The sequence below is a fragment of the Natronolimnohabitans innermongolicus JCM 12255 genome (assembly GCF_000337215.1).
Lineage (GTDB): Archaea > Halobacteriota > Halobacteria > Halobacteriales > Natrialbaceae > Natronolimnohabitans > Natronolimnohabitans innermongolicus.
On record NZ_AOHZ01000076.1, the window covers coordinates 1 to 6660 of the forward strand.

General features: G+C 66.2%; 7 protein-coding genes and 1 pseudogene. All 8 read right to left on the reverse strand.

Translation table 11 applies throughout. The features are described 5' to 3' along the window. The coding region (locus C493_RS15985; RefSeq protein WP_007260512.1) for an isocitrate/isopropylmalate family dehydrogenase at nucleotides 1-527 on the reverse strand (527 nt) is incomplete at its 3' end. A gap of 93 nt (nucleotides 528-620) precedes the next feature. Next, a complete protein-coding gene (locus C493_RS15990; RefSeq protein WP_007260513.1) occupies nucleotides 621-1517 on the reverse strand; it encodes an ABC transporter permease in 897 nt (298 codons plus the stop codon). Then, nucleotides 1514-2488 carry an ABC transporter ATP-binding protein gene (locus C493_RS15995; protein ID WP_007260514.1) on the reverse strand — a complete coding sequence of 325 codons (975 nt, stop codon included), beginning with the start codon at nucleotides 2486-2488 and terminating at the stop codon, nucleotides 1514-1516. Before C493_RS15995 ends, C493_RS15990 begins: the two co-directional genes overlap by 4 nt. A 179-nt stretch (nucleotides 2489-2667) precedes the next feature. Further along, on the reverse strand, nucleotides 2668-3582 hold the full coding sequence (locus C493_RS16000; protein ID WP_007260515.1) for a DMT family transporter: 915 nt from the start codon (nucleotides 3580-3582) through the stop codon (nucleotides 2668-2670). A gap of 390 nt (nucleotides 3583-3972) precedes the next feature. After that, nucleotides 3973-4617: a 3-isopropylmalate dehydratase small subunit gene (gene leuD, locus C493_RS16005; RefSeq protein ID WP_007260516.1), complete on the reverse strand. Its 645-nt coding sequence runs from the start codon at nucleotides 4615-4617 to the stop codon at nucleotides 3973-3975. After that, nucleotides 4614-6035: a 3-isopropylmalate dehydratase large subunit gene (leuC, locus tag C493_RS16010; protein ID WP_007260517.1), complete on the reverse strand. Its 1422-nt coding sequence runs from the start codon at nucleotides 6033-6035 to the stop codon at nucleotides 4614-4616. The genes leuD and leuC overlap by 4 nt, the downstream gene beginning before the upstream one ends. Continuing rightward, the gene (locus C493_RS16015) at nucleotides 6032-6328 is read right to left on the reverse strand and encodes a hypothetical protein (protein ID WP_007260518.1); all 297 of its coding nucleotides are present in this window, start codon (nucleotides 6326-6328) and stop codon (nucleotides 6032-6034) included. Before C493_RS16015 ends, leuC begins: the two co-directional genes overlap by 4 nt. Before the next feature lie 19 nt (nucleotides 6329-6347). After that, nucleotides 6348-6660, reverse strand: a pseudogene (locus tag C493_RS16020) (ketol-acid reductoisomerase); the annotation flags it as partial.

Sequence of the window (6660 nt, forward strand, 5' to 3'; positions counted from 1 at the left end):
CCTCGCGCCATCAGAGATGTGTATAAGAGACAGATCGAGAACCCGTCGTGTTCGTCCGTCTCTGAGACGTAGTCGCAGGCGAACTCGGCGAGGTCCCTCGAGGCGGACTCCGTGACGACGCGCGTCAGCGTCGAGACGTCGTCGGTGAGTCGGTCCTCGTGACCCGCGTAGACGCCCTCGGTGTTCTCTCGCAGGAAGACCAGGTCCGTCTCGGGACGGACGGCGTCGATACCCGGATACGCTTTGGCGGGCCGGATGTTGACGAACGAGTCGACCGCCTCGCGAAGCGGGAGGATGACGTCCGCGGCGGTTTCGCCGGCCGCGCCGAACAGAGTCGCGTCGGCCGACGCGGCGAGGTCGTACGTTTCCTGCGGAAGCGCCTCGCCCGTCTCTGCCTGTACCGCGTCACCCGCGTCCGCTTCGACGAACTCGAAGTCGATCTCGAGGGCCTCGAGAACGTCGACGGCGGCTGGCGTGACTTCCTGCCCGATTCCGTCGCCCGGAATGACGGCGATTTCGTGAGTCATGCCAGATAGTCGCGTGCCGCCCGAAAAGAGGGTATCGATACCGGCGTCCAGGGTCGGCGCCGAGTCGCCGACCGACAGCGCGTTGGACGCCGCTCACTCGAGGTCCGTCGCAGCAAAGCGTCGGTAGCCGACGGCGAGTGGAATCGCGATCCAGGCCGCGAACGTCACGGCGGAGAACCACGGCTGGAGGTAAAACGGAAGCCCCCCGTCGACGCGCGATTCGACGCGGAGCTCTTCCGGCCCCGCTTCGGCGAACGGAACGTCCTCGAGACCGAGCTGGACCATCGGCCAGACGTAGCTGTCCGTCACCTGATCGACGGCGAGACGATAGCTCTCGAGGGGGTTCGCCTGGTACAGCGCGAAGTACCAGGCGTCGGCCTCGAGTCCGGGTCGGGAGCCGTGTACGAGGTAGTAGATGCCGACAGCGACTGCTTCCCACAGCACCAGCAAGAAGATGAAGACGCCGACAGTCCACGCGAGGGCGGTCCCGCGCGAGGCTGTGGCCGCGGAGATGCCGACGGCGAGCGCCGTAAACGTCACGCCGAGTGCGATCGTGAGCCCGGCGACCTGTGCGAGTTCCGCGACGGCGACCTCGCCGACGAGGGGCACAGCGAGGACGGTCACGACGAGAAATCCGAACAGAATCGTCGCGGCGACGACGAGACTTCGACCGACGACTTTGCCGGTGACCACGTCAGTCCGAGAGAACGGGTAACTCAGGAGGACGCGCAGGCTACCGGACTGGCGCTCCCCGACGACGGCCATATAGCCCGCGATCAGCGCGATCAGGGGAACGAAGAAAATCACGAACTGCCCCATTCCGGACAGAATTTCGGTCATCGAGCCCTCGTCCGTGTCGCCGGAGACGTAGCCGACGAGCAGGAAGAACGCGAGGAGACCGACGAACGCAGCGGTGATCGCCCAGAGGAGTTTCGACCGGACGACGTCCTCGAAATCCTTGCGCGCGACGTCTCGCCACGTCACCGTCATCGAAACACCCTCGAGAGCCGACCGCCGCGTTCGTCTGCGTCGGCGTCGTCCTCGCGAACGACGTCGATCTCCCCATCGGTGTAGGCCGCGAAGACGTCCTCGAGCGCGACGGACGACGCGTCGATGTCGAGGATTTCGACATCCGCGTCCAGCAGGCGCCCGATGGCGAGGGCCTTCGCGCGCGGATCCGTACAGGCCACGACGAGCCGGCCGTCCTCGTACGCGACGTCGGCGACGCCGTCGACGGTCGAGAGGTCCGCCGCGTCGGGTTCGTCGGGGACCCGAAGGTAGAGCTCCGCGCGTGCGCCGATGGCCTCGCGGAGCCCGTCGATCGTATCGACGGTGATGAGTTCGCCGTCGTTGAGGATCGCGACGCGATCACAGACCGCCTCGACCTGTCCGAGGTCGTGACTCGAGAAGAAGACAGTCGTTCCCGACTCCGCTTCCGACCGGACGAGTTCCCGCATGGTCCGGATGCCGTTGGGATCGAGCCCCGAGGCGGGCTCGTCGAGGATGAGCAGCTCCGGATCGCCGGCCAGCGCCATCGCGAGCGCGAGGCGCTGTGTCATCCCTTTGGAGTAGCCGCCGACCGGTCGTTCGGCGTCTTCGACCGACAGTCCGACGCGCTCGAGCAGTTCCGCTGGCGTTTCCTCGCCGTCGGCCCAGTCGATGGCGAGCTCGAGGTGGCGCCGACCGGTCAGGCGGTCGTAGAGGTCGATCCCCTCCGCGAGGACGCCGATTCGACTGCGAATGACCTCGCTATCCGCGCGGGCGTCCAGCCCCAGCACCGACGCGCTCCCCGCCGTTGGGCGCATGAAGTCGAGCAACAGGTTGATCGTCGTCGACTTTCCCGCCCCGTTCGGCCCCAGAAACCCGAACACCTCTCCCTCTTCGACGACGAGATCCAGCCCTTCGAGTGCGACCTCGTCGCCGAAGCGTTTCGTCAGAGACGTTGCATCTATCGCTGACATGTCCCCGACTGTCTATCGGGAAGGTATTAAATGAACGGCACGTCTCGGGTGCGCCTCTCGGAGAACCGACTACGCGAGGCGTTACGGACGGTTTTCCGATGGACGTATCGTCGCGGCCTCGAGTCGGACGGTCGGGAATCGAGGTCGTTGGAGAGCGTCGGCAGAAACCGACGGCGCCCTTACGCGTATCCGAGACCGCTCGAGAGTCCCACCGCCTCGGCGATCGCGCGCCGCTTGAGCAGGACGAACCCGACCGCGACCAGCGCGAATCCGCCGACCGTCAGCGCGCTGATCTCCTCGCCGAGCAGGACGACGCCGGCGACCGTCGCCACCACGGGCACCAGGTACCCGATCAGTGCCGCCTCGAACGCGCCGTAGCTCTCGAGGATCGAGAAGTAGATCACGAAGGCGACGGCAGTCGCGAAGATGCCGAGGTAGAGCAACGCGCCGAGCGACGCCGCGTCGAGTACGTCCGCGCTCGGAAACTCGCCGACGCCGAGGCTCACGACGTGGAGGACGACGGCGCCGACGAGCATCGACCAGCCGACCAGCGGGAGCTGTGGCAGCGTCGGCCCGGCGCGCTGGATCAGGACGCCGCCGAGCGCGACGCTACAGACCTGGCCGACGATGAGCAGCCGCGCGGCCGTATCGCCCGCCAGTAGATTGCCGGGGTCGGGCTGGACGATCAACCCGACGCCCAGGAAGCCGATCGCGGCGCCGGCAGCGCCGACACCGGAGAGGCGTTCGCCAAGCAGCGGGATCGCCCACAGCGCGGTCACGATCGGCACGAGCCCCTGCAGGATCGCGGCGACGCCGCTCGGGACGGTCTGCTGGCCGAGAAAGAGCAGGCCGTTGCCCGCGACGAGGAAGATGCCGCCGCCGCCGATCGCCGCCAGATCGTTCCGCGCGGTCGGTCGCCAGTCCTCGACGCGGAAGGCGGCCGCGGCGAGCAACAGCACCGCCGCGATATCGTACCGCGCAGCGGCGAACAACAGCGGCGGGAGCGACTCGAGACCGACCGAGATCGCCGGGAAGGAAAGTCCCCAGAGAACGGCCAGCGACAGGAACAACGCGACATCTGCGTTCCGAGACACACGTTGTCTTTCGTCGGTCAGCCAAAATCGATACCGGTGGGTGTCTCGTTCTGCCGGTTCTCATACTGTCGGACAGCAGTCAGTGCAACGTGGGTCGCGAATTCGCGACCGATCGTCAACTCGTGCTGTCCGACAGTATCACGCGAACAGGATCACCCGGTGGGTGTCTCGACGCCGTCGCTCGAGCAGGTGTGATACGGATTGCTGTCCCGATGTCCCGGCGCAACCGCCGCCCGGGTCGCGGGTGCGCCGGACCTGACCGACAGTAACCCGTATGAGTCACAGCAAAAATGAAACCGTGTGCGGTCGCGGTAGTCGTACTCGAGTCGAATCGGGTCGAATCAATGACTCGAGCGACCGCCGCGGTCGGCGGTCGGCGGTCGAGACTCGTTATTCGGCGTCCGGAATCGCCGCGTCGGCGACGTACGGCAGCTCTTCGGCCTTTTCGCGGACCGCGCCGGCGTTGGACTTCATCAGCGCGGTCGTGTCCCAGACGCCGTCGACCAGGGCCTTGCGCTGAGCGTCGTCGACGGTGACGTCGACCGTCATCCCGCCGTAGGTGACGGTCTCGGCTTCGACGTCGACGTCGATCTTGCCGTCGGGGTTGTCGTCGACCCAGTCCTGCAGGTCCTGGATCGTCTCGCTGTCGGCCGTGACGGTCGGAATACCGAGAGCCAGACAGTTGCCCGCGAAGATCTCGGCAAAGCTCTCGCCGATGATCGCGTCGATCCCCCAGCGCATCAGCGACTGAGGTGCGTGCTCGCGCGAGGAGCCACAGCCGAAGTTGCTGTTGACGACGAGTACCGACGAATCCTGGTACCGATCCTCGTTGAACGGGTGGTCTTTCTGGTTGTCGTCCTCGTCGAAGCGCACGTCGAAGAACGCGAACTCACCGAGGCCGTCGAAGGTCACGACCTTCATGAACCGCGCCGGGATGATCTGGTCGGTGTCGATGTCGTTGCCCCGGATGGGGACGCCCGAACCGGAGACGTAGTCGACTTCCGGAATCTCGACGTCGTCGCCGTCGTCGGTCATACGGTGGTCACCTCCTTCAGGTCGCGCACGTCAGTTACCGTCCCGTTGATCGCCGCCGCGGCGACCATCTGCGGGTTCATCAGGACGGTGCGGCCGTCCTTGCTTCCCTGTCGGCCGATGAAGTTCCGGTTCGAGGAGGAGGCACACGCCTCGTCGCCCTCGAGTTGGTCCTCGTTCATCCCCAGACACATCGAACAGCCGGCGTTTCGCCACTCGAAGCCGGCTTCCTCGAACGTGTCCTTGAGTCCCTCCTTCTCGGCGGTTTCCTGAACGCGCTGACTGCCGGGGACGACCAGCGCGCGGACGTCGTCGTCGACCTGTCGGCCGTCGATGATCTCGGCTGCGCGGCGCAGGTCGGGCAGACGGGCGTTCGTACAGGAGCCGAGGAAGGCGACGTCGATCTCGTAGCCCTCCATGGTCTCGCCGGGCTCGACGCGCATGTGCTCCTGGGCGCGTCGGGCCGTGTCCTGCTTGTCCGCCGGCAGATCTTCCGGCGCCGGAATCGGGTCGGTGATGCCGACGCCCTGTCCGGGCGTGGTGCCCCAGGTGACGACCGGCTCGAGTTCGTCGGCGTCGATCCGAACGACGTCGTCGTACTCTGCGTCCTCGTCGGAGCGAATCGACTCCCAGTACGGTTTGAGCTCCTCGAACTTCTCGGGGTTCTCCTGGAAGTAATCCGTCTCTTCGAGCCACTCGTAGGTGGTCTCGTCGGGGTTGACGTAGCCCGCGCGGGCGCCGCCCTCGATCGACATGTTACAGATCGACATCCGACCTTCCATGCCCAGGTCCTCGATAGCGGAGCCGGCGTACTCGTAGACGTAGCCGACGCCACCCTCGGTGCCGAGTCGACGGATGATCTCGAGGATGATGTCCTTGGCCTCGACGCCCTCGTCGAGTTCGCCGTCGATCTGGATCTTGCGGACCTTCTGTTTCTCCATGGCGACGGTGCCCGTCGCGAGCACGTCCCGGATCTGGCTGGTGCCGATCCCGAACGCGAGCGCACCGAAGGCGCCGTGGGTCGAGGTGTGGGAGTCGCCACAGACGATCGTCTTGCCGGGCTGGGTGAGCCCCTGCTCCGGGCCGATGACGTGGACGATTCCCTGGTCGCCCGTCGTCGGGTCGGAGAACTCGATACCCGCTTCGCGGACGTTCTCCTCGAGTTCGGCCATCATCGTCTCGGCGGCCTCGTTCTCGTAGGGCCGATCTCGGTTCGCCGTCGGGACGATGTGATCGACCGTCGCGTGCGTTAGTTCGGGGTAGGCGACCTCGAGGTCGCGCTCGCGGAGCATCCCGAACGCCTGCGGGCTCGTCACCTCGTGGATGAGATGAAGGCCGATGAACAGCTGATCCTGTCCCGTCGGCAGCGTCGTTACCTTGTGTCGATCCCAGACCTTGTCGTACAGTGTGCCTTCGCTCATTCCTCGTCCTCTACAGGGTGTGTGACGCGGCCGCGCTCGAAGACGCGGTTCGCGTCGTCGGCGTCGTGTGGCGGCGTGTGATCGACGTCCGCCATCGTCTCAGTTCCGTTAGCTGTGCTCGCGGTTGCATCCGTCGCAGCCCGGGTGTCGTCGTCGGGACGCCGCTCGCCGCCGTCGGCGACGACCGTCGGGCCGCGGCTGAACAGCCGACCAGCCGTCTCCCCGCTGTAGGGGTTGGTGTGGCTGACGTCGGCCATCGTCTCTGTCTCGGTCGTCGGCTCGTTCTCTGTCATCGTGCTAGTGGTCGTGCGCTCAGTCGTCGGCCTGGACCTGCACGGACTCCTCGTCGGCCGACGCGTCCGCCTCGGCCCACGAGAACAGTCCGCGCAGTCGTTCGCCGACCTGTTCGATCTCGTGGTTCTTCTCGGCCTGTCGAAGCTGCGTGTAGCTCGGGCGGCCGGCCTGGTTCTCGAGGATCCACTCGCGAGTGAACTCGCCGTTCTGGATCTCCTCGAGGGTCTCTTCCATGTTCTCGCGAACGTTCTCGTCGACGATGCGGTCGCCACGGGAGAGACCGCCGTACTCGGCGGTGTCGGAGACGGAGTCCCACCTGTCTCTTATACAC

Excerpts from the sequence above, each read along its gene's own strand:
- C493_RS15990 (WP_007260513.1), bottom strand. The coding sequence starts at position 1,517 with ATGACGGTGACGTGGCGAGACGTCGCGCGCAAGGATTTCGAGGACGTC.
- C493_RS15995 (WP_007260514.1), bottom strand. The coding sequence starts at position 2,488 with ATGTCAGCGATAGATGCAACGTCTCTGACGAAACGCTTCGGCGACGAG.
- C493_RS16015 (WP_007260518.1), bottom strand. The coding sequence starts at position 6,328 with ATGACAGAGAACGAGCCGACGACCGAGACAGAGACGATGGCCGACGTC.
- leuD (WP_007260516.1), bottom strand. The coding sequence starts at position 4,617 with ATGACCGACGACGGCGACGACGTCGAGATTCCGGAAGTCGACTACGTC.
- leuC (WP_007260517.1), bottom strand. The coding sequence starts at position 6,035 with ATGAGCGAAGGCACACTGTACGACAAGGTCTGGGATCGACACAAGGTA.